The 21,268-nt window shown below is 58.7% G+C and carries 17 protein-coding genes; 11 read left to right on the plus strand and 6 right to left on the minus strand.

Translation table 11 applies throughout. The features are described 5' to 3' along the window. Positions 1 to 196: 196 nt before the first annotated feature. The 3 genes from JJB09_RS09905 to JJB09_RS09915 form a co-directional block, all read right to left on the minus strand. Positions 197 to 2,221 carry a capsular polysaccharide biosynthesis protein gene (locus JJB09_RS09905; protein ID WP_201656915.1) on the minus strand — a complete coding sequence of 675 codons (2,025 nt, stop codon included), beginning with the start codon at positions 2,219 to 2,221 and terminating at the stop codon, positions 197 to 199. 38 nt (positions 2,222 to 2,259) lie between these two features. Then, positions 2,260 to 3,477, minus strand: a complete 1,218-nt coding sequence (locus JJB09_RS09910; protein ID WP_246748658.1) for a polysaccharide biosynthesis/export family protein — start codon at positions 3,475 to 3,477, stop codon at positions 2,260 to 2,262. Between the two features lie 650 nt (positions 3,478 to 4,127). Continuing rightward, positions 4,128 to 4,994, minus strand: a complete 867-nt coding sequence (locus JJB09_RS09915; protein WP_201656918.1) for a uracil-DNA glycosylase — start codon at positions 4,992 to 4,994, stop codon at positions 4,128 to 4,130. Positions 4,995 to 5,148: 154 nt separating this feature from the next. Between JJB09_RS09915 and galE the strand changes: the two genes are divergently transcribed. Further along, positions 5,149 to 6,141 carry a UDP-glucose 4-epimerase GalE gene (gene galE / locus JJB09_RS09920; RefSeq protein ID WP_201656921.1) on the plus strand — a complete coding sequence of 331 codons (993 nt, stop codon included), beginning with the start codon at positions 5,149 to 5,151 and terminating at the stop codon, positions 6,139 to 6,141. 29 nt (positions 6,142 to 6,170) lie between these two features. Here the strand turns inward: galE and JJB09_RS09925 are convergent, their stop codons facing one another. Next, positions 6,171 to 7,064, minus strand: a complete 894-nt coding sequence (locus JJB09_RS09925) for a DMT family transporter (protein WP_201656924.1) — start codon at positions 7,062 to 7,064, stop codon at positions 6,171 to 6,173. A 179-nt stretch (positions 7,065 to 7,243) separates the two neighbouring features. Here JJB09_RS09925 and JJB09_RS09930 point away from each other — a divergent pair, with 179 nt between their 5' ends. From JJB09_RS09930 to JJB09_RS09940, 3 genes are all read left to right on the plus strand, one after another. Next, the gene (locus JJB09_RS09930; RefSeq protein WP_201656927.1) at positions 7,244 to 8,542 is read left to right on the plus strand and encodes an adenylosuccinate synthase; all 1,299 of its coding nucleotides are present in this window, start codon (positions 7,244 to 7,246) and stop codon (positions 8,540 to 8,542) included. Between the two features lie 56 nt (positions 8,543 to 8,598). Next, entirely contained in the window at positions 8,599 to 10,830 is a 2,232-nt protein-coding gene (locus JJB09_RS09935; protein WP_201656930.1) for a hypothetical protein, read from the plus strand. Positions 10,831 to 10,902: 72 nt separating this feature from the next. Continuing rightward, positions 10,903 to 11,571 (plus strand): HAD family hydrolase, encoded by a 669-nt coding sequence (locus JJB09_RS09940; protein WP_201656933.1) that lies wholly within the window; start codon positions 10,903 to 10,905, stop codon positions 11,569 to 11,571. Positions 11,572 to 11,657: 86 nt separating this feature from the next. Here JJB09_RS09940 and JJB09_RS09945 read toward each other — a convergent pair whose 3' ends face one another. After that, on the minus strand, positions 11,658 to 13,007 hold the full coding sequence (locus JJB09_RS09945; RefSeq protein WP_201656936.1) for an MFS transporter: 1,350 nt from the start codon (positions 13,005 to 13,007) through the stop codon (positions 11,658 to 11,660). Between the two features lie 386 nt (positions 13,008 to 13,393). Here JJB09_RS09945 and cyoA point away from each other — a divergent pair, with 386 nt between their 5' ends. The 5 genes from cyoA to JJB09_RS09970 are packed head-to-tail and all read left to right on the plus strand — an operon-like array spanning position 13,394 to position 18,446. Next, on the plus strand, positions 13,394 to 14,566 hold the full coding sequence (gene cyoA, locus JJB09_RS09950) for a ubiquinol oxidase subunit II (protein ID WP_201656939.1): 1,173 nt from the start codon (positions 13,394 to 13,396) through the stop codon (positions 14,564 to 14,566). A gap of 59 nt (positions 14,567 to 14,625) precedes the next feature. Then, positions 14,626 to 16,635 carry a cytochrome o ubiquinol oxidase subunit I gene (gene cyoB, locus JJB09_RS09955; protein WP_201656942.1) on the plus strand — a complete coding sequence of 670 codons (2,010 nt, stop codon included), beginning with the start codon at positions 14,626 to 14,628 and terminating at the stop codon, positions 16,633 to 16,635. Beyond that, on the plus strand, positions 16,632 to 17,255 hold the full coding sequence (gene cyoC / locus JJB09_RS09960) for a cytochrome o ubiquinol oxidase subunit III (protein WP_201656945.1): 624 nt from the start codon (positions 16,632 to 16,634) through the stop codon (positions 17,253 to 17,255). The genes cyoB and cyoC overlap by 4 nt, the downstream gene beginning before the upstream one ends. Further along, positions 17,252 to 17,653: a cytochrome o ubiquinol oxidase subunit IV gene (gene cyoD, locus JJB09_RS09965; protein WP_201656948.1), complete on the plus strand. Its 402-nt coding sequence runs from the start codon at positions 17,252 to 17,254 to the stop codon at positions 17,651 to 17,653. The genes cyoC and cyoD overlap by 4 nt, the downstream gene beginning before the upstream one ends. 46 nt (positions 17,654 to 17,699) lie before the next feature. Beyond that, entirely contained in the window at positions 17,700 to 18,446 is a 747-nt protein-coding gene (locus tag JJB09_RS09970) for an SURF1 family protein (protein WP_201656951.1), read from the plus strand. 31 nt (positions 18,447 to 18,477) lie between these two features. Here the strand turns inward: JJB09_RS09970 and JJB09_RS09975 are convergent, their stop codons facing one another. After that, the gene (locus JJB09_RS09975; protein ID WP_201656954.1) at positions 18,478 to 18,747 is read right to left on the minus strand and encodes a DUF4189 domain-containing protein; all 270 of its coding nucleotides are present in this window, start codon (positions 18,745 to 18,747) and stop codon (positions 18,478 to 18,480) included. A 202-nt stretch (positions 18,748 to 18,949) separates the two neighbouring features. Between JJB09_RS09975 and JJB09_RS09980 the strand changes: the two genes are divergently transcribed. Both JJB09_RS09980 and JJB09_RS09985 read left to right on the plus strand, forming a co-directional pair. Continuing rightward, a complete protein-coding gene (locus JJB09_RS09980; RefSeq protein ID WP_201656957.1) occupies positions 18,950 to 19,645 on the plus strand; it encodes a cupin domain-containing protein in 696 nt (231 codons plus the stop codon). Beyond that, positions 19,642 to 21,228: an ABC transporter substrate-binding protein gene (locus JJB09_RS09985; protein ID WP_201656960.1), complete on the plus strand. Its 1,587-nt coding sequence runs from the start codon at positions 19,642 to 19,644 to the stop codon at positions 21,226 to 21,228. Before JJB09_RS09980 ends, JJB09_RS09985 begins: the two co-directional genes overlap by 4 nt. Positions 21,229 to 21,268 lie beyond the last annotated feature (40 nt).

A 21,268-nucleotide genomic window follows, 5' to 3' on the forward strand; every position in this document is an offset into this window, starting at 1 on the left:
CAAAGCCACAACCCTTTCCATCTGCGCAACCGCAAGGCTAGTTGCGCCACTTTTTAAACGCGCACCGGAGCCTGAGCCGAACCTTAGCGTTTAAATCATTGATATTCAAAATTTTAAACAGACAACCAGCCGGGGGTCAGTTCTATTTCTGGACCGTCTTCAACACCCAGTCCGTGCATATCATCCTGCTGCGGGATCAGTTTCGACTATCACGTATTTTGACGGCTGTGCGATTAATTGATTGAAAAATCGCGTGCTTCAAGCGCGTAAAGCCGCTGACCGGCACTATTCGCTTGCGTGCAATCTCCTCGACCAGTTCCTCGGGCGTGCAGGGCATTGCGCTCAATGGGTGGATGTAGAAAGGATAGAGAATCAACGTTGCCGCAGCCAGCATTTCCACGGTGACGCGGCGCTTCCGGCGCGGCACGTCTAGGCGATCATCCGTCAGCCCCCAGCCGGCGTAGAACGGTACTCCATGCACCCCCACCTGCTTGCCCCGGATCAGAGCCTCGAATCCGGCCAACGACGTCATCGTTTCGACCCTGTCACACCAGTCAATCCAGTGCTTGATGTCCCCCTCGCGCACGATCGTGTCCGCATCCGTGGGGACTTCCCCGCCGGACCGCAAACCGGAGGTCACATCGGGGTGCTCCTTGTAGACAAGGAAGGCATCGGGATAGAGATTGCGCGTCGCCGCTACCAGCTCCCTGTTGGTTCTGATCTGCGGTGAGCCAAATCGGATCGACGCATCTCTCTCGACTTGTCCCGGTATCAGGATCCTGAGACGGCCGGGCGCGACATCAGGCACCTCTATGTCCGTGCCGATATTGTATTTGGAGACGCCGCGAGCGACAATTGTGTCAATGAGCTTTCGCGCCCTTAGCGTGAGGGCATCCGGGAATTCGTGCGCGGCGATCAGGCGCTCCAGCCGGCTTTCGCCGCGTGCATCATAATACACATGCTCATCGTCCATCGCGAGCGAACACGGAAACGCCAGATTGGCGCCAAGGCCGCGCGAACGGATAAACCCGTCTTCGAACCGAACCGCAGGTATTCCGTCAGGCAGTGCCCTGCCCGATCCCCAGACCGCGATCTGACCGCCATGCAATCGAGCGAGATCCACGGCCCGACCAAAGTTACGCACCTGTATAGGCGTCCCCGCGGGCCCCTGTATGAATGGCTGCAACGCCTTGCGTTTCCATGGCGAAAGGCCGCCGGTATAAACGCGGCGCTCGATTCGGTTGCGCTGGTCGCGCACCGTCTGCATCTGCTGCAGCGCCACTTCGATTTCGACAGGCTTGCGCTCGTGCAAATCCAGGTAGCTGGAGTAGCCGATATAGGCGGCATGAAACACCTGCACGAGGCTCGCATTCTTGCGCGCCGAAGGCAGGGCGCAATAGTCCTGCGTCAGGCCGCGATGGGAGTAGTAGGTGGCGCCAAAGCAATGAACGATTTTCCCGGCCATCAGCGCTTCGAAACCAAGCTGGCTTGATACCGTATAGACAGCGTCGGCCTCCTCAATGAGCGGCCAGGGATTCATGCGTCCCGGAGTGACAAAATCGACTCCGAGCTTCCGCGCGGCCTCCAGGAGCAGACTGTTTTTCGCCGCGGGATGTGTCCGGATCGCCAGGGCGGCATGCGGATAGTGTTGGCGCGCATGTTCGATCATCCGTCCGAATGTGGAATCTTCCGCCATTGCACCGGAAATCGATGCATCCCCGGCGACCTGATCGACCAGCAGGACATACGGTTTGCCATACGGCATGCCGGCGTCGGCAAGACTGCGAATAGGCGAATTGTTGTATTTCGACAGGCGATTCTCGCGGATAAAGGCGATCGCGGCCTGCGAACGCGCTGTCATCGCGAGCGTCGTTTCCGTCTCGTCGATTAGATCCTTGAGATCATTGTCGCCAGCTGCATCGAAATAGATGCCCTTGCGGTCGATGATGTAGCTGTGAGCTGGATCGCCGCGCCCGGGTGCGTAGCTCTTGAGAAAGCCGTCCTCGAACGTCAAAACCGGCTTTGCATGGGCTACAGCGAGCCGTTGCGCTTTCAGTCCCGATGGACGGCGTCCCCAGCCGATGAAACCATCGACCGACGATGCTGAACAGAACGGCCAAAGCAGGATTTCCGCGCCGAGCAGCACGGCAAGGTCTGATCGCAGTTCCCAGAGCCCCCACGACGTTACTGCGTAGCGGGGGCGAACTTCAGCAAATTCCATCTCAGGGCTCCATGCCCTTGCGCTCCGACGGGAGCCGATCAGCGCATTATCGCATCGACATCGCGGGCAATCCGGACCGGCGAGGAAACCAACGCCATGAACTTCACGAAGTCCGTGGACGGGTGCCGCGACAAATAGAGCACGTCCTTATTACGGATCGGGAACGACTGGGTGACGATATAGCTCTGCGGATCAGTCAGATCGATACGATAAACGATGGGATAGCGGCCATCCTTGTTGGCCATCATACCCTTGGACAGCAAGTCACGGAACCGGCTTTCGCCGACCACCTGCCGATAGACCGGTTCATATTCGTAACGGAACACGAAGTAGCCCCTGGGATCGGCTAGATCGGCGCGGCTGCCGCCTGCGAGCGCCGCCGCTTCGATAAGGCTCAGAGAGCCAGCCTCGAATGGAATCTTGCCCGCCTTCAACGTCGAACCAAGCGCGGTAAATGTCTGCGGATCGTAGGTCAGGAAGATCTTGTCGAGCGGATTGATGTAGACATCATCCTTCGGATTGTCGATCACGCTCTGCAGCAGGACGGTGCTTGATTTGCGACCGCGCGTCAACGTTACATAGGTGTCGAACGGAGGCTTTGCCGCACCGCCGGCCAGCGCGACCACGCTCGTTAGCGGCGCACCCGCCAGTCCGATCTGGACCATCTGTGGATTATTCACCGCCCCCTGCACGGAAACCGTGCGAGAAAGGTTCTTCGTCATTGTCACGATAACGTCAGGCTCAACCGCCTTCGCTTTGAGCGCGCCGACAATCTCCTGGCGCGCGCCTTCGAGAGTCTTGCCTGCAAACCGGACAGAGCCGGCATAGGGGATCTGTCCATGGCCATCTGGCTGCACCATCACCGGAATGTTGGTGGCCTTGCTGTTGGTGGTCGAGAACAGCCCATCAGGGCCGGCTTCGAAAATCGTCACCTGAAGCTCGTCGCCCACGCCAATTACCGGTGTACTGGGTGCGCCGCCGACACCGAAGGTCTTTACCAGCGACGGCTGGCCAAGCTGCGTGGCTGAATTGGCAACCCGCTGGTCCACCTGGACGACATCGAACTTTATCCGGCCCTCGGGGATTTCATAAGTCTTACCGCCTGCCGAAGACTTTTGAACCTCGGATGCAAGCGGACCATCGTTCGGCACAGCATTGCATCCTGCCGTCACAGAAAGCGACACGGCGGTGGCGACACCCAATGCAATTTTCGCAAGTCCAGTCAGCCGCGCTGTGCTCATTACCGTATGACGCATTTCACTCAAATTCCCTCCAGCGGAGCATGTCGCATCCGCCCCGTTCCCGGCAGGCAGTCAGAGCCTGAATGAACTCCGTTTGAAAAGTTCGCTTCAGACTCCAAAATTTCGATCAGACGTATTTCACGCTTACGTTCGAATTTGCAACAATTCTCTTGCACATTCGTTAAGCCAAAAAAAGCATCGACCGGCGAAAATATGTGTTGAAACCCCCTTAAAACAAATGTTTTCAACCGAGTGCGGCAAAAACAGCGCAAGGCAGCAATTACTCTTTCTTACACCCTGTTGCCTATCTTGAATAACCCGGCATCAGGAAATCATTCCTCTGACGACTGACTGCAAGCCCAAGCGCCGTCAACTGCTCGTTGGTGGGGAATACCCCGTGACCAAACCGCGCCTCGCGATTCTGTGGATAGCATCTGGTCCTGAGGCTTTCGAAGGCCGAATGAATGGGTCGGCGTATATCGCGCATGGCAACCTTTCCTTCCATTCCTCCCGAACCGAATCTGCTTATCGCATTGCAGCAATATACACTGCATTGCAGCAAACTTCAAACCGGCCTTATCGATAGGATGGGAAGGTGTCTGCTTTGTGTCAGGGCTCGTGTCATAGCGGCCACAGCCTGCACATCGACACATAACCAAATAATTTCAATTACTTATTTCCGAATTGAAAGCAAGCAGGTCCTGCCATGCAAGGCGCTTATTGAGGGGGGCTGCGATTAAGTCCTGAGGATGAAATGTGGCAAACAGTCTCGTGCTGATGGTTCCGGCCTCTATGTCGATAAAGCGACCGCGCAGGGAATGGATCCCTTCATCCGAACCGGAGAGATACCTGGCCGGATAGTTTCCGAGCGCAAGAACCGCGACTGGGCGCACGAGTTCGATAAGACGCAGCCCGAAGGGTTTGCAGATTTCCACCTCATGCAAAGTGGGTGGGCGGCTGCCCGGCGGTCGCCACGGAATGAAATTGAACATCATCACCTCATCAGCGGCGATAGATATTCCCGCCAGCATACGCGTCAGGATCCCGCCAGTGACACCGGAAAATGGCGCTCCCTCCCGATCGTCGTCGGCACCCGGTAGCCCACCGGCAACAACAATGCGCGCCGCCGGATTACCGGCCATGAAGGCGGTGCTGCGAGCACTGTTGCGCAGATTGCACCCACCAAAGGCGGAAACGGCCTCGGCAAGTTGCTGAACCGTCGTTGCAGATGCTGCGATTCGCTGAGCCTCCACAATAACTTCGGCAGCCGGTACGGCGATCTGCGGCGCATGCGGGGTGGGTCCACGCTCCTGCGCCTGCTGCCGCGGGGTGGCAGGAGCGGGAACGGGAACGGGACGATCGGCGACCGGAGAGTTGGTTTGGGTCGATCGCCGGGCTTCGAATGCCTCGAATTCCGCAAACCGATCCTGGGAAACGTCCTCCAGCATCCATTCGACGCCGGATTCAGCGTAGAAATGCATGAGTTGCGCGAGTTCGGGTGAACTCAACTGGGCGACGGGAACACTATTCATAGGTCAAGGATAGTCGTTGGTGACCCGGTTGGAAACGTCTTTCTCGATGTCCGGTGAGGTTATCAACCTTCCACACCACCCTGATCAATGTTTACGGTAAGTTATTTCCCCTATAGAACCCCGAGCGGAAACAATTCAGATCTGGAATTCTCATATGACAGTCTTGGTGACCGGCGGAGCAGGCTATATCGGCAGCCACATGGTGTGGGCCCTTCTTGATGCGGGCGAAGATGTCGCGGTTATTGATCGCCTCTCGACCGGCTTTCGCTGGGCGCTTCCGCCGGAAGTGAAATTCTACCAAGGCGACATCGCCGACGAGGCATTGCATGAGAAGGTCTTCGCCGAGAACGACATCGACGCGATCATCCATTTCGCGGGTTCGATTATCGTCCCGGAATCGGTCTCCGACCCGCTGGCCTACTACGAGAACAACACCGTCAAGTCGCGGGCATTGATCGCCGCCGCCATCAGACACAAGGTTCCGCACTTCGTGTTCTCATCGACGGCTGCGGTCTACGGCACGCCGGAAACACCGGAGCCAGTGCTGGAGACCGCCCGCCTCGATCCGGAATCGCCCTATGGCTCGTCAAAACTGATGACGGAGATCATGCTGCGTGATGCGGCCCGCGCTTATGACTTCGTCTACACGGCACTACGCTATTTCAACGTCGCCGGCGCAGATCCGAAAGGCCGTACTGGGCAGTCGACGGTCGGTGCGACCCATCTGATCAAGGTGGCGGGCGAAGCGGCGCTTGGCAAACGCAGCCATATCGACGTTTTCGGCACCGATTACCCGACCGCCGACGGCACCTGCGTGCGCGACTATATTCATGTCAGCGACCTCGCCAATGCCCATCTCAAGGCACTGGAACGGATGCGCGCCGGAGGTGAATCGATTATCGCCAATTGCGGCTACGGTCGCGGCTTCTCCGTCCTCGAAGTGCTGGAAACGGTTAAGAAGGTGCATGGCAAGGAGTTCGAGATACACCTTGCCGGACGCCGCCCCGGCGATGCGGTCACGATCGTCGCCAATCCGTCGCTTGCGAAGCGCGAACTGCAATGGGTTCCGCAATACGACGATCTCGAATTCATCGTCAAAACGGCACTGGATTGGGAAGCGCATCTGGCCAGGCGCAACCAGCGTTAATAAAATACCCGCGCTTCGGCTGCACGCGATCAGGCGGCTCGGGGCCGCCCCTTTTCCGCGATTGCAATCCCGCTCAGCACCATCGCCAGAGCCGCGATGTGGAAAGGCTGAAGCTGTTCGCTCAGGAGCATCACCGAAAGCAGCGTCCCGAACACGGGCACCGCGTTGATGAACAGCCCGGCGCGATTGGGGCCGATCAGTTCGACGCCGCGCACATAAAATATCTGCGACAGCAGCGACGGAATGGTTCCCGTATAAAGTATGGCGATCCAGCCGATCGTGTCAGGCACGATGAATTTGCCGGAAGCGATTTCAACGCCCGCCAGCGGGACCGAAGCGAGCACAGCGCCTGTCGCTGTCGCCGCCATCAGGCTCTTCCAGTGAATGTCTGGTTTCCAACGCAACGACACTGTATAACCGGCATAGGCGACAGCTGCGACCAACATCAGCGCATCGCCGAAATTGAGATGCAGATCCCCTATGGAAGCAAACGAACCGTTCGTTGCCGTCAGCCCGACACCCAGCAAGGTCAGCGAGAATCCGGCGATCTGCGCGATGGAGACTTTCATCCGGAAAAGCAGGTAGTTGCTGATGAAGATGATGCCGGGAATGCCGGCCTGCTCGATCACGCAATTGATCGCCGAGGTGTATTGCAGCGCCGAGTAAAGCAAAGCATTGAAACCTGCGAAGCCGACCGCGCCATAGCCCAGCAGCAGCGGCCAGTATTGTTGGATCTTTGGCCAGTCCCGGCGGATCTGCGGAACAGAGATGGCTATGATCAATACAAGGGCCAGCATCCACCGTGCCGCCGACAAACCGAACGGCCCGATGTGCCCCACTGCGAACTTTGCAATAACTGCGTTTCCCGCCCAACCGAATGCTGTGATAAGAAGGAAAATATAGGCTTTGAAGGAAGGATGCATGGAATCAGGCTACCAATCTGGCAATATGCCGCCAGCAATAGCGTCCGGAGCCGGTTTTTGTCACGCAAAAAGCCGGAATGCGTATAAATACGGGGTCGATTTCCTGATTTGAACCAAGTATATGTGCGCGGGTTTGTATAGGGCGGCCTCCCGCCCGGATCTTTTACAGGAAGCATCAAATGGCGAATGTGGTGGTAGTCGGCTCACAATGGGGCGACGAAGGCAAGGGCAAGATTGTCGACTGGCTTTCCGAGCGCGCGGATATCGTTGTCCGTTTCCAGGGTGGTCATAATGCCGGCCATACGCTGGTGATCGATGGCGTAAGCTACAAGCTTTCGCTTCTGCCGTCGGGCGTCGTGCGTCCGGGCAAGCTCGCAGTCATCGGCAACGGTGTGGTCATCGACCCGCACGCGCTGATCGCGGAGATCGAAAAGCTCGGCAAGCAGGGTGTAACCATCACGCCAGAAAACCTCCGCATTGCCGACAACGCCACCCTTATCCTTTCGCTGCATCGCGAACTCGACGGTATTCGCGAAGACGCGGCATCCAACTCGGGCACCAAGATCGGCACCACCCGGCGCGGCATTGGCCCCGCCTACGAGGACAAGGTCGGCCGTCGTGCAATCCGTGTGACCGATCTCGCCGACCCCTCTTCGCTTGGCCTCAAGGTCGACCGACTGCTGACCCATCACAATGCGCTGCGTCGCGGGCTTGGCGAAGCCGAAATCAGCCATGAAGCAATCATGACTGAGCTGACCTCGGTCGCTGATCTCATCCTGCCCTATTCCGAAACCGTGTGGGCCCTTCTGGACCGCGAACGCCGCAAGGGTGCGCGTATCCTGTTCGAGGGCGCACAGGGCACGCTTCTTGACGTCGACCACGGCACCTACCCGTTCGTGACCTCGTCCAACACCGTCGCCGGCCAGGCCGCGGCGGGTTCCGGCATGGGCCCTTCCTCGCTCAATTACGTGCTTGGAATCACCAAGGCCTACACCACCCGCGTTGGCGAAGGCCCCTTCCCGACCGAACTGACGGACGAGGTCGGCCAGTTTTTGGGCGAGCGTGGTCATGAATTCGGCACAGTTACCGGTAGAAAGAGACGTTGCGGTTGGTTCGACGCCACCCTGGTGCGCCAGGCGGTTGCCACGAACGGCGTGACCGGCATCGCGCTGACCAAGCTCGATGTGCTTGACGGGCTGGAAGAGCTGAAGATCTGCACCGGCTACCTGCTCGACGGCAAGGAAATCGACCATCTGCCAGCGGGCCAGGCGGCTCAGGCCCGTATCCAGCCGATCTATATCACGCTGGAGGGATGGAAGGAATCGACAGTCGGCGCGCGCAAGTGGGCCGACCTTCCGGCGCAGGCGATCAAGTATGTGCGCCAGGTCGAAGAACTGATTGGCGCTCCTGTTTCGCTTTTGTCGACCAGCCCGGAACGCGACGATACGATTTTGGTGACCGATCCTTTTGAAGATTAATCCGGTACGCCGGGCGGGGATCGCTCCACCCGGCGTAAAGATTTGAGAAAGACCATATGGCGGATTTTATAGCAGTCATCCGACGCGCCGTTGACGGCCTGAGCGACAACACACCCGAAATGCGTGCGAAGGTGTACGAACGCGCGCGGTCGGCCGTTGTCCGGCAGCTGGAAAACATGAAGCCGCGGCCACCGGAAGTAATGTTTCAGAAGCAACTCGACAAGCTGGATGCCGCCATCCGCCAGGTCGAGGAGGAACATGCCGAGGCTCTTCCTTCAGAGGCTCCAGTCGGGCAGGCTGAAGCACCTGCCTACGCCGACTCCAAGGAGATCGAGAGCGCTCCGGCGCAACCTGCGGCGGACGCCGACGTGGTTCAGTCCGCGCAACCGGTCGCACAGCCGATCGAGCCCGAGACTGAGACACAGGAAGCCGTTCATCCCGAGCAGGACCACCAACAGCTCGGCTCCCATGCGCACGAAGAGACTGTCCGGACGCCGGATGAGCATCACACCGAACAGGTCGCAGAGCCTGCAGCCACTGATTATCCGTCTGATGGCACCCACTCCACAAACTATGCCCAGAATGACGATGAAGTAGCGCTTGCGCCGCATGCCGAACCGGAGCAGGCGACACCGGATGACGGCCCTGGGGCCGAGACCGCGGAACAGGCCCCCGCAGCCACGGATTTTGGCCAGCCAAACAATGCAGAGCATCTGGCGCACCCCGACAATATCGAGGAGTACCTGCCAGAAATCGACGGCGAGCAAACCGCTGCAGCGGCGCGAAATGACGATGCGGTGAGCGCTGCTGTCGAACAGTCTCCCGCCTGGCCTGTCGAGCTCGATCAGGAACCGGAAGCAACGCCGGAAGTCATCGATGAGCCGACGGCTTCCATGCCGAAGGCCTCGTACGACGAAACGGATGTCGTTTCCGGATTCAATGATTTCGTCCAGCAGGATTTCAACCGGACCGCAGTGCCGCCACTTCAGCAGAAGGCGGAAAAGCGCGACGATTTTTCGTGGGACGCACCTTTCGACGACCTGCCGGATATTCCGAAGCCCGCTTCCTTCGAAAAGGCCTTGGAGGCCAAGCAGAAGGAAATCGAGACGTCGGGCGCAAGCGCACGCGCAGAGCTCGAGGATCTCATCGGCTTCGACAGGACGACGGCAGAGGCTGCTGGGTCGTCGAGCACAACAGCGGCCGAGCTGCCGCCCGAGGTTACGCGGGCGGTAAACAAGCTGGAAGGAAAATCCTTCCGGATGCACAACAAGAAAAAGAAAAACAGGCAAGGCGGGGTCAAGCCGCTGTTTCTGGCGCTTGGCGTGGCCGGTGCGCTGGTTGTCGCCAGCGGCGCCTATGCGCTGTGGCATTTCCGGGACGACGTATCGCGGCTTGCCGCCGATATCTTCCCTGCCGGAGAGCCGGCAAAGCCGGTCAGCAATGACAAGGCGGCAACGGATGCAAAGGAAAAGGCGGCGATCGATGCCAAGCCCGCCGATGCCAACAAGCAGGCCGAGGTCGCTGCCGTGGACGGCGCCGGACCGCAGAAGTTCACCCAGCGCCTCAATATCGACGGGACGGAAACGGCTTCACTTGCGGAAACGGTGGCGGTTGATCAGGGCCTCAAAGAAGGCAAGTCCGTCGCGGGACAAACCGATCCTGGCAAGGAAGTGGCCACCAACGACACCAAGCCGGTGGACAACAAACCAACAGCCGAGACCCCGTCGCTGGGTGTAACCCAGAAGATGTTCCTCTATGAGGAGCGTCTCGGGCAGACTTCGCCTGTTGCCGCCACCGGCACGATTGTGTGGTCGGAAAAGTCGGATACCAAGGACGGCAAACCCGATCCCTCGATCGAGGCAAAGCTTGATATCCCGGACAGGAAGATCTCGGCGCTGCTGTCGATCAAGCGCAACACCGATCCCTCGTTGCCGGCGAGCCACATCATCGAAATCGTCTTCGCTCTGCCCAAGGACTTTCCCGAAGGCAATATCGAGAGCATCCAGCGGATAGCGTTCAAGCAGACGGAACAGGATCGCGGCAACCCGCTGATTGCCGTACCCGCAAAGATTACCGACGACTTCCACATGGTGGCCCTCAATGACGACGCAGAGGCACGCAGCACCAACCTGGATCTGATGAAGACCCGGTCGTGGATCGATATACCGATCACCTATCGTAATGGTCGTCGGGCCCTGATCACCCTTGAGAAGGGCGCGACGGGCACCGCGATCTTCGACAAGGTGTTCAGCGAGTGGAATGCGCTGGGACCGCAATCCGTCAACTGATAGGAAAGCAGCGGCAGACTTACCGTCAGCCGCTGCGCCTTCGGCAATACATGTATTCTTCCCGGAAATTCCATGCTCAAGCACGTCACAAGCAAGTCCTATGCCGCCCTTCTGTTTGACATGGATGGCACGCTCCTGAGTTCGGTTGCCGCAGCCGAGCGCGTCTGGGGCCGCTGGGCCGAGCGCCACGGCCTCGATGCGGAAGCCTTCCTGCCGACCATTCACGGCGTGCGCGCTGAAGACACCATCCGTCGCCAGAATCTGGCTGACATCGATATCGAGGCCGAAGTCGAATGGGTGACCAAAGCCGAAATAGAGGATGTCGAAGGCATCATGCCGATCGGCGGCATCTCCGCCTTCCTGAAGTCCCTGCCGCCTGACCGGTGGGCTATTGTCACCTCCGCATCGCTGGCACTGGCGAGCAAGCGCCTGAAGGCTGCTGGCGTAACGCCTCCGCCAGTCTTCATCACCGCCGAAGACGTGACCAAAGGCAAGCCTCACCCGGATCCATTCCTGGCGGCAGCCGACAGGCTGGGTGTAAGCGCCAGCGAATGCCTCGTGTTCGAGGATGCGCCAGCCGGCATTCAGGCGGCCGAAGCAGCAGGCGCCGATGTCATGGTCATCAAGGCCACACACCAGCACCCCATGGAAACGCCGCACGCTTCCGTCCATGATTACAGCCTGATCCAGATTGATCTCGATGAGCAGGGCCGAATTCGGATCACCGAAACGAAGATCTGACCTTTTCGGCGGGCTTTATAGACTGACGACAAAAGAGGCGGGTCCACGAGAACCCGCCTCTTTTGTTTTCTGGCTTTGTAGCCCGCTTACCTCAATGTCTGTTCCGGACCGCCGGCTTCCAGCGTGCGGCTGAAATAGATCGCCAGCAATGTGCAAATCGCGCCCGACAGCAGGTAGTAGCCCACGAATGCCAGACCGAAATTGGTCGACAGGCTGAGCGCGACAAGCGGCGCAAAACCCGCACCGATGAGCCAGGAGAGATCCGAGGTCAGCGCGGCGCCGGTATAGCGGTAACGCAGGCTGAAGCGCGAGGACACCGAGCCCGCCGCCTGGCCGAAGGACAGGCCGAGAACGCCGAAACCGATGATCACGAAGGCCTCCTGACCACGCGTTCCGGACGACAACAGCATTGGGGCGGCAAAGCTGAAGACGGCGATAATGACTGCGCAGACTGCAAGCTGACTGCGTCGGCCGATACGATCGGCGAGCAATCCCGATGTGATGATCCCGGCGACACCGACGGCTGCTCCCAGCACCTGGATAAACAGGAATTCCCCAGTCGGCATGTTGCCGAACAGGCTGACCCAGCCGAGCGGGAAGATCGTGACCAGATGGAACATGGCAAAGCTGGCCAGCGGCACGAATGCCCCGATCAGGATGTCCCGGCCATGGAATCGCAGCACTTCGGATATCGGCGCCGCCTGCAATTCATGTTGCTCAAGCAGCGTGCCGAACTCCTTGGTCATGACCAGCCTCAGTCGAGCAAACAGTGCGACGACATTGATCGCAAACGCCACGAAGAATGGATAGCGCCAACCCCAACTGAGAAAGTCTGCGCTGGAAAGATTGGCAACGAAATAGCCAAACAGCGTGCTGGCCAACGCAAAGCCGATGGGTGCGCCAAGCTGCGGGATCATCGCATACCAACCACGGTGATTCTTTGGCGCATTCAACGCAAGCAACGATGCCAGCCCATCCCATGCGCCGCCCAGTGCAAACCCTTGCCCAAGTCGGAAAAGTGCAAGCAGCGCGATCGACCAGTACCCGATGCTTTCATAGCCGGGCAGGAAACTGATCGATGCCGTGGAGCCTCCCAGCAGGAAGAGGGCGATGGTCAGCTTTGTGCCGCGTCCGTAGAGCCTGTCGATCGTCATGAAGACGATAGAACCGACCGGCCGGGCGATGAAGGCAAGCGCAAAGATGGAAAACGAATACAGCGTCGCCGTCAGGCGGTCTGGCGCAAAGGGAAAAAACAACTGGGGAAAGACGATGACGGACGCGATGCCAAAGACGAAGAAATCAAAAAATTCCGACATGCGACCAATGATAACACCGATGGCGATACTGCCTGGCGAAACCGGTCTGTCATCATGGATCCGGCGCGCGTCCTGCTCCATTGTTGAAGAAGATGGCCTGTAATTGGTTGCACTGCTCATTCTAAACGCCTCCCACGTCCCGAAGCGCTCTTGCGGAACGCTTCACCCGGATTGTGATCGAAGATGACAGGATATCAAGAGCGCATTGTAGATTTTGTTCATCTCCATTTCCGAATATTAGACCCTGCCCAAAAAACAATCGTGTGCCAGTTGCCCATTTCCCGATGGCGGGTGTAGGTTTGCCGGGCCGCGAAAACTTGTCCTGTCCATAGAAAATGGATGCGGGATCAGGCCGCAGGGATCGTACATATCGAATGACGTTACAGCTTGCCTCTCGTCACGCCGCACTGCGGCAATTTGTTTTGCACTGCGACATTCCACCTCATATCACATATCACTGAAGTGCTTTAGTCGCAGTCCCAAAGTAACCAGAAGAGCTTAGCGACGTGAAAAAAGTACCTAAGTTTGCCCGCCTTCTGTTGGCTCTGCCCGTCTTTTTCGCATTGGCAGGATGCAACATGGTGGTCATGTCCCCCTCAGGCGATATCGCGCTCCAGCAGCGGGATCTCATCATCATTTCCACCGTTTTGATGTTGCTGATCATCGTGCCGGTGATTTTCCTGACATTGCTGTTCGCCTGGCGCTACCGCCGCTCGAACACGTCGGCCAAATACGATCCCGATTGGCACCACTCGACCATGCTCGAGGTGGTGATCTGGTCGGCACCGCTGGCGATCATCATCGCGCTGGGCGCCATCACCTGGATCAGCACCCACAAGCTTGATCCGTACCGGCCGCTCGATCGCATCGATGCTGAGCGTACAATCCCGCAAGACACCAAGCCGCTGATCGTCGAGGTCGTCGCTCTCGACTGGAAATGGCTGTTTTTCTATCCGGAATACGGAATTGCCACCGTCAACGAGATGGCCGCCATCGTCGATCGCCCGATCGAGTTCAAGATTACCGCCTCGTCCGTGATGAATTCCTTCTACGTGCCGGCACTGGCAGGCCAGATCTACGCCATGCCGGGCATGCAGACCAAGCTGCACGCCGTGATCAACAAGCCGGGCGAGTTCGAGGGCATCTCGGCGAACTACTCTGGCGCGGGTTTCTCCCACATGCGCTTCAAGTTCCACGGTGTGGATCAGGCGGGCTTCGACCAGTGGATCGCCAGGGTCAAGTCGCAAGGTACAGCGCTCAACCGCGATGCCTACCTGAAGCTCGAGAAACCGAGCGAGAAGGAACCGGTCCGCTACTATGCGACGGCTGAAGATGGACTTTACGAACGGATCCTCAATCTCTGCGTCACCCCCGGCAAGATGTGCATGAGCGATGTGATGCACATTAACCACATGGGCGGTGCCGGCAAGGAGAGTGCCGAAAACCGCGAAAAGCTCGAATACGACAACCGCAACGGCCTTCAAGGCGACCTGTCCGTTTCACCTGGACATGGTACGCCGCATGCAGAACCAGCAGCAGAAGCGACGCCGACAAGCACCGAGGAAAAGCCGAAGGACGAAAACGGCATGCAGGACATGAACATGCAGCACAAGGGACATCAGATGCCCGGCATGGATCATAGCCAGCACGGCGCTGCACCGGCTGAAACAAACAATTGAAATCGAGGCCGGGCATCGTTGCGCCGGCCGGTTCACGACATCAATGAACGGAATATTCCATGTCTTCCAATCCTGACCTTCTGAAGATGATCTTCGGCCGGTTGACGCTCGAGGCCATTCCCTACCATGAGCCGATCCTGGTGGCGACTTTCGCGGCCGTCGTGATCGGCGGTCTCGCACTGGTCGTGGCGCTCACCTATTTCCGGCTCTGGGGCTACCTCTGGAAAGAGTGGTTCACCAGCATCGACCACAAGAAGATTGGCATCATGTATGTCATCCTGGCGCTGGTGATGCTGCTGCGCGGCTTTGCCGACGCGATCATGATGCGCGCCCAGCAGGCCATGGCCTTCAACGGTTCGGAAGGCTATCTGCCACCACACCACTACGATCAGGTGTTCACGGCACACGGCGTGATCATGATCTTCTTCATGGCGATGCCATTCGTCACCGGCCTGATGAACTACATCGTGCCGCTGCAGATCGGCGCGCGCGACGTGTCTTTCCCGTTCCTCAACAATTTCAGCTTCTGGATGACAACCGCCGGCGCCGTCATCGTCATGATGTCGCTGTTCGTCGGCGAGTTCGCGCGCACCGGCTGGCTTGCCTATCCGCCTCTTTCGGGTGCGGATTACAGTCCGGGCGTCGGCATGGATTACTATATTTGGGGCCTGCAGATTGCCGGGATCGGGACGACGCTGTCGGGTATCAACCTGATCGCCACCATCATCAAGATGCGTGCGCCCGGCATGACCATGATGAAGATGCCCATCTTCACCTGGACCGCCTTCTGCACCAACATCCTGATCGTCGCCAGCTTCCCGGTCCTGACCGCGACGCTGGTGCTGCTGTCGCTCGACCGTTACGTGGGGACCAACTTCTTCACCAACGACCTCGGCGGCAATCCGATGATGTATGTCAACCTCATCTGGATCTGGGGTCACCCGGAAGTCTACATCCTCATCCTGCCCTGCTTCGGCATCTTCTCCGAAGTCGTCGCAGCCTTCTCCGGGAAGCGCCTGTTCGGCTACGCCTCAATGGTTTACGCCACGGTGGTCATCACCATCCTGTCCTATCTCGTCTGGCTGCACCACTTCTTCACCATGGGCTCCGGCGCATCCGTCAACGCCTTCTTCGGCATCACCACGATGATCATCTCGATCCCCACCGGGGCCAAGCTGTTCAACTGGCTGTTTACGATGTATCGCGGCCGCATCCGCTATGAAGTGCCGATGCTGTGGACGATCGGCTTCATGATCACCTTCGTGATCGGCGGCATGACGGGCGTGCTGCTCGCAGTTCCCCCGGCCGACTTCGTCCTGCACAATTCGCTGTTCCTGATCGCCCACTTCCATAACGTCATCATCGGCGGCGTGGTGTTCGGGCTGATGGCGGGCGTCACTTTCTGGTTCCCCAAAGCGTTCGGCTACAAGCTCGATCCGTTCTGGGGCAAGATGTCCTTCTGGTTCTGGTTCATCGGCTTCTACTTCGCCTTCATGCCGCTCTACGTGCTCGGCCTGATGGGCGTGACCCGCCGCGTCAGCCAGTTCGAGGACCCGTCGCTGCAGATCTGGTTCGTCATCGCCGCCTTCGGCGCCGTCCTGATCGCCTTCGGCATCGCCTCCTTCCTCATCCAGCTGGTGGTCAGCTACTACAAGCGCGACCAGTTGCGCGACGAGACGGGTGACCCCTGGGATGCCCGCACGCTGGAATGGTCGACCTCGTCGCCGCCACCCGAATACAACTTCGCCTTCACCCCGGTCGTGCACGACCACGATTCCTGGTGGGACATGAAGCGTCGTGGCTATGAACGCCCGGTCAGTGGCTTCAAGCCGATCCACATGCCAAAGAACACCGGCACAGGCGTCATTCTCAGTGCGCTGAGCGTCGCCTTCGGCTTCGGCATGATCTGGTACATGTGGTGGCTGGCAGCACTCACCTTCGTGCTGATGATCGGCATCGCGATCGCCCACACCTTCAACTACAAGCGCGATTACTACATTCCGGCCGAGGTCGTGACCGAAACGGAAGAAGCGCGCACGAAACAGCTGGAAGCGCAGGTGACCGCATGAGCAGCCCCGCTATTGATACCACGGCGGAGAACCCGCAGTTCTACCTGACGGAAGAGCATCATCCGGAAAACAGCACCATGCTGGGCTTCTGGCTCTACCTGATGAGCGACTGCCTGATGTTCGCCGTGCTGTTTGCCACCTACGGCGTGCTCGGCCGCAACTATGCGGCCGGCCCCTCGCCGGCGGATCTCTTCGACCTGTCGCTTGTGGCACTGAACACGAGCATGCTGCTGCTTTCCTCCATCACCTATGGCTTTGCCATGCTGCAGATGGAAAAGGGTGACAAGGCAAACGTGCTGATCTGGCTGGCGATCACCGGCCTGTTCGGCGCCGCTTTCCTCGGCATCGAGCTCTACGAGTTCGCGCACCTGATCCACGAAGGCGCGGGCCCGACCCGCTCAGCGTTCCTGTCGTCGTTCTTCACGCTGGTCGGCACGCACGGCCTGCACGTCACCTTCGGCATCATCTGGCTGGTCACGCTGATGATTCAAGTGTCCAAGCACGGCCTGATCGCCGAGAACAAGCGTCGGCTGATGTGCCTGTCGATGTTCTGGCACTTCCTCGATGTCGTCTGGATCGGCGTCTTTTCCTTTGTTTACCTGATGGGAGTTGTCGGATGACGACGCAAGCACCCGCACACGAAGACGCCCTCGAGGCGCATCACGCTCATAGCCACGGTCATGAAGCGGCTCATGGCACCATGAAGAGCTACATGACGGGGTTCGTTCTTGCCGCAATCCTGACGGCCATTCCGTTCTGGCTGGTGATGGCCAAGGTCATCCCGAGCCCGATCGTCACGGCTGTGGTGATCATGATCTTCGCCGCCATCCAGATTGTCGTCCATATGGTCTGCTTCCTGCACATGAACGCCAAGTCGGAAGGTGGCTGGACGCTGCTTGCCCTGATCTTCACCTTGCTGATCGTGGCGATTGCGCTCTCGGGCTCGTTCTGGGTCATGCATCATATGAATGCAAACATGATGCCCATGACGCCGGAAATGATGAAGAACATGCCCTGACCCAAAAATGGGCGGCGGAAACGCCGCCCTTTTCAATTGGAGCGACATGATAGACGCCCACCCCTCAAGACAGCGATCGCACCTGCTGACCGCCACAATCTGCAGCCTGCTGCTGTTGCTCACGGCGGTATTTATCGCGCTTGGCGCCTGGCAGTTGGAGCGCCTTTCCTGGAAACTCGACCTGATCAGCCGCATCGACACTCGCATCCATGCAGAGCCGGTCGCACCGCCGAGCGGATCCGAATGGGCGGCGAGCAAACCGGCCGATGTCGAATACAGACGCGTCCGCGTCAGCGGCACTTTCGACAACAGCAAGGAAACCTACGTCTACGCATCGACCGAACGCGGTGCAGGCTACTGGGTGATCACGCCGCTGATGCTGGCTGACAGCAGCAGCATTCTCATCAACCGAGGTTTTGTGCCGACAGCGTCGCGCGATCCGATCAGCCGGCCAAATGGTCAGCCAACCGGCCCCGTCACGATCAACGGACTGCTGCGCCTCCCCGAACCGGGCGGCACGTTCATCCGGTCCAACGACCCGGTCAACGATCGCTGGTACAGCCGCGACGTCGCCGCAATTGCCGACAAGCGCGGCATAGCCCTCATTGCACCCTATTTCATCGATGCGGATTCGGCGCCCAATCCGGGGGGATTACCCGTGGGCGGGCTGACCGTGGTGACGTTCCGGAACAACCACCAGGTCTATGCCCTCACCTGGTTCGTTCTGGCGGCCATGGTTGCGGCAGCTGCTGCTTATCTGATCGCGACGGAACGGCACGCCCGAAGATCTTGAAATCAAGGGCACGCCTGTCCGTGCAGACACGTCAACCGTTCGGATCGCAGGAATCGATGTAGCAGGCCTCACGCGTGCGGATATCGCATTCCGCCTTGGCCCGTTGCTTCGCATCGCGCTTTTTACTGAAGTTGTAACTGTATCCGTAGGTTCCATCGCCTGCGACTGCAATGCATCCCCACGCCAACGCCTGAGACGAAAAGGAAGCCGTCAGGATTGCACCGAATGCCGCATAAATATATTTCTTATTTATAATATTCAATTGCTTGATACCATTAGTTTTATTGAATTTACTACACATTATCATCTATAGTATGCTTGCTATAATTCGCAATGGTTCGCAGGAATTGAGTCCAGATTTCATCCAGTCGCGTAGAGGGATGGAGAGCGAAGCACATCGACCCGAGTGAAAAATGTGTCATTTTTTTAGTCCGACTAAAAAAATCTTGACATTTCACCGGAATGTCATTTGATTGAAGTAATACTAAAAAAGGTGTGGGAACGTGGCGCCAAATGGTAAAGCAGAAACGCATGAAAGCGAGCATCAGCTAGCGCCGCTCGGCGAGCGCTTGCGGGATCGCCGCAAGCAACTGAAGCTCACCCTGCAGGACATCGCGGATCAGGCGGGGTTCTCGGTCGGGTTCATCTCGCAGATCGAGCGCGGCATCACCGTGCCTTCCCTGACTTCCCTGGTTTCCGTGTGCCGTGTCCTGAAAGTCGATGTCGGCTCGTTTTTCAAACAGCCGAAATCCGCCGCACCAGTGACGCGCGGCGACGGACGCGCGGTTTACGGCCTTGGCGCCGCCGGCAGGGACGTGACCTACGAGCGGCTTTCGGCCTCTTTTCCGGGAAACATCTTGCGCAGCACCCTCATTCACGAGCCACCGGGCTTCCGCAGCGAACCCATGTCGCATGAGGGCGAGGAGATCTTCTACATCGTCGCGGGAGAGCTGACGATCGAACTCGATGGAGAACCGCTGGTTCTGCATGCAGGCGACACCGCACATTTCCCGTCGACCCGGACCCACGTGGTCTGGAACCACACCGTCAACCCGACGACGGTCTTCCACACCTGCACCATGGACGTGTTCGGCGACGCCGAACAATCTGGAGATGCCGATTCCAGCCTTGTCGTGACAAGAGCTGCAAACAGGCGCAGCGCGCCAAAACCTGTTGTAAACAAGGGGAACCCCAAATGAAAAAGAGTTTGAAGACAGTCGCCGCCGCTCTCTTGGCCGCGGCTTCGCTGCACAGCTACGCCGCTGCGGAAACCGTTCTCCGCCTCGATGAAGTGCCGGTTGGCGAACTCGACCCGGCCAAGGCATCTGACTATGCCGACTCCATCCTGATGTTCAACATCTATGACACGCTCGTCATTCCGAAGCAGGGCCAACCCGGCTACGACGCATTCCTGGCATCCGGCTGGGAAACTGACGGCAAGACCTACACGTTCAAGCTTCGCAACGATGTGAAGTTCCAGAGCGGCAACGCCCTCACTGCTGATGACGTGGTGTTCTCCTACAACCGCATGATGGCGCTCGGCCAGGGCCTTTCCTACCTCTTCACCAATGTCGAGAAGGCGGAAGCCGTCGATCCGGCGACCGTCAAGTTCACGCTCAAGGAAGTCTATGCGCCGTTCATTTCGGCGCTGACTCGCCTGCCGATCGTCGACAAGAAACTGGTGATGGAAAACCTCGCTGCCGGCGATGGCGAGATGAAGGACTGGGGACAGGCTTATCTGACCGGGCACGCCGCCGGCTCGGGCGCCTACAAGGTTGTCTCGCACAATCCGCAGGAAGAAACGGTCATGGCGAAGAACGCCGACTACTTCCTGAAGGTCCCGGCAAAGGCGCCGGATACCGTCCGCTTCCGCTACGGCCTGGAAGCGGCAACGGTCCGCACGCTGATTTCTCAGGGCGAACACGACATTTCCTCGTCCTGGCTGCCGCCGGAAGTCCTGAAGTCGCTCGCCGCCGAAGGCGCCCAGCTGCTTGAGGAGAAGGGCACGACCGGCTTCTACATCAAGATGAACACGACCAAGGCCCCCTTCGACGACATCGAATGCCGCCTCGCGGTTTCCTACGCCTTCGATTACGAATCCGGCGTCAAGATGGTCGGCGTCACCGACACCGTCTCGCAGGGCAGCCCGGCGACCGGCGCGATCCCCGTCGGCATGCTCGGTGCGCTTCCTGCCGACAAGGCGATGAAGAAGGACATCGATAAGGCGAAGGAACATCTCGCCAAGTGCAAGTACAAGCCTGAAGACATGAAGGTCGAGCTTTCCTGGATCGGCGAAGTCCCGCTCGAAGAGCGTTTCGCCCTACTCATGCAAGCAAACTTCTCCGAGCTCGGCATTAAGGCCGAAGTCAAGAAGCTGCCCTGGGCTCTGTTCGTCGAACAGATCTCCAAGCCGGAGAACACACCTGCAATCTCGCAGGTCTTCGTCAACACCATGTCTGGCGATCCCGATACGCTGCTCTACGGCATGTATCACTCGACCGCCGGCGGCACCTGGATGTCTCCGGAATACCTGAAGGACAAGGAAGTCGACGCGCTGCTCGAAAAGGGCCGCACCACGACCGACGACGCCGAACGCGCCAAGATCTACACCGAGCTGAACGAACGCCTGCGCGCGCTGGCTCCGACGATCTTCGCACAGGACCAGACGGCCGTGTTCGCCGCCTCCAACCGCGTGTCGGTGCCGGCACTTTCCGATCCGTCCAAGGCATTCGCCCTTGCAGGTTTCGGCTTCAACTTCCGCCTGATGGAAATGAAGGACTAGGTGCAGTCGCCGGGCGAGTGAAAGGCCCCTCCCAATCCCT

It is taken from the genome of Phytoamicus setariae (genome assembly GCF_016722925.1).
GTDB classification, from domain to species: domain Bacteria; phylum Pseudomonadota; class Alphaproteobacteria; order Rhizobiales; family Rhizobiaceae; genus Rhizobium_E; species Rhizobium_E setariae.

What these genes read in the sequence shown, in the direction of transcription:
- JJB09_RS09905 (WP_201656915.1), bottom strand. Translation starts at nt 2,221, where the DNA reads ATGGAATTTGCTGAAGTTCGCCCCCGCTACGCAGTAACGTCGTGGGGG.
- JJB09_RS09910 (WP_246748658.1), bottom strand. Translation starts at nt 3,477, where the DNA reads ATGCGTCATACGGTAATGAGCACAGCGCGGCTGACTGGACTTGCGAAA.
- JJB09_RS09915 (WP_201656918.1), bottom strand. Translation starts at nt 4,994, where the DNA reads ATGAATAGTGTTCCCGTCGCCCAGTTGAGTTCACCCGAACTCGCGCAA.
- galE (WP_201656921.1), top strand. Translation starts at nt 5,149, where the DNA reads ATGACAGTCTTGGTGACCGGCGGAGCAGGCTATATCGGCAGCCACATG.
- JJB09_RS09925 (WP_201656924.1), bottom strand. Translation starts at nt 7,064, where the DNA reads ATGCATCCTTCCTTCAAAGCCTATATTTTCCTTCTTATCACAGCATTC.
- JJB09_RS09930 (WP_201656927.1), top strand. Translation starts at nt 7,244, where the DNA reads ATGGCGAATGTGGTGGTAGTCGGCTCACAATGGGGCGACGAAGGCAAG.
- JJB09_RS09935 (WP_201656930.1), top strand. Translation starts at nt 8,599, where the DNA reads ATGGCGGATTTTATAGCAGTCATCCGACGCGCCGTTGACGGCCTGAGC.
- JJB09_RS09940 (WP_201656933.1), top strand. Translation starts at nt 10,903, where the DNA reads ATGCTCAAGCACGTCACAAGCAAGTCCTATGCCGCCCTTCTGTTTGAC.
- JJB09_RS09945 (WP_201656936.1), bottom strand. Translation starts at nt 13,007, where the DNA reads ATGAGCAGTGCAACCAATTACAGGCCATCTTCTTCAACAATGGAGCAG.
- cyoB (WP_201656942.1), top strand. Translation starts at nt 14,626, where the DNA reads ATGTCTTCCAATCCTGACCTTCTGAAGATGATCTTCGGCCGGTTGACG.
- cyoC (WP_201656945.1), top strand. Translation starts at nt 16,632, where the DNA reads ATGAGCAGCCCCGCTATTGATACCACGGCGGAGAACCCGCAGTTCTAC.
- cyoD (WP_201656948.1), top strand. Translation starts at nt 17,252, where the DNA reads ATGACGACGCAAGCACCCGCACACGAAGACGCCCTCGAGGCGCATCAC.
- JJB09_RS09970 (WP_201656951.1), top strand. Translation starts at nt 17,700, where the DNA reads ATGATAGACGCCCACCCCTCAAGACAGCGATCGCACCTGCTGACCGCC.
- JJB09_RS09975 (WP_201656954.1), bottom strand. Translation starts at nt 18,747, where the DNA reads ATGTGTAGTAAATTCAATAAAACTAATGGTATCAAGCAATTGAATATT.
- JJB09_RS09985 (WP_201656960.1), top strand. Translation starts at nt 19,642, where the DNA reads ATGAAAAAGAGTTTGAAGACAGTCGCCGCCGCTCTCTTGGCCGCGGCT.